This is a genomic window from Rhizobium sp. 18055, from assembly GCF_902706285.1.
In the GTDB taxonomy this organism is placed as follows: domain Bacteria; phylum Pseudomonadota; class Alphaproteobacteria; order Rhizobiales; family Rhizobiaceae; genus Rhizobium.
Window position 1 is genome coordinate 1 of record NZ_CACSKD010000181.1, and the last position, 491, is coordinate 491.

The 491-nt window shown below is 38.9% G+C and carries 1 protein-coding gene; it reads left to right on the forward strand.

Going from position 1 to position 491, the window contains the following annotated elements; translation table 11 throughout:
* Positions 1-419 (forward strand): pesticin C-terminus-like muramidase (locus GVL52_RS28615; protein WP_200847975.1); only part of this gene is annotated, 419 nt, incomplete at its 5' end.
* Between the last annotated feature and the right edge of the window lie 72 nt (positions 420-491).

Consider the following 491-nt stretch of genomic DNA (forward strand, 5'->3'; position numbering starts at 1 on the left):
ATCTTAAAGAGCTAGAAAAGTACAATAGTGAAACAAAATTACTTACAGAAGAAGAACTAGGCGCATTCACAAAGAAGATAGATCCATACTTTGACAAGAAGGGCGGGGAAGCTTGCGCATTCTTGAGAAAATTTCCATTAGAGATTACACAAAAAGAGGCCGACTTATTGAACTTACGAGCTGTGGGAAACGCCGCAAAAGCTGCACTCAAGGACTTCAATTCATTGCAGAGTCAGTCAGCATTCAAAGACCTTACGACAGAACAACAGACCGCATTATTCTCGCAAACCTATCAACGAGGAAGAGCTCAGTCGGCACTACAAAATGCAATAATAGAAAACGATAGAGAAAAAATCCCTAGCACAAGAGAAAGAGAATATTTATACATGTCTATGCCTCCCAAGGAACGAGAAAAATAAAAGCAACCTCCACTTCGCAAAAAATTTGATCCGAATGTATAACTCTTACACCAAAATTCTCATGCTTTCAAT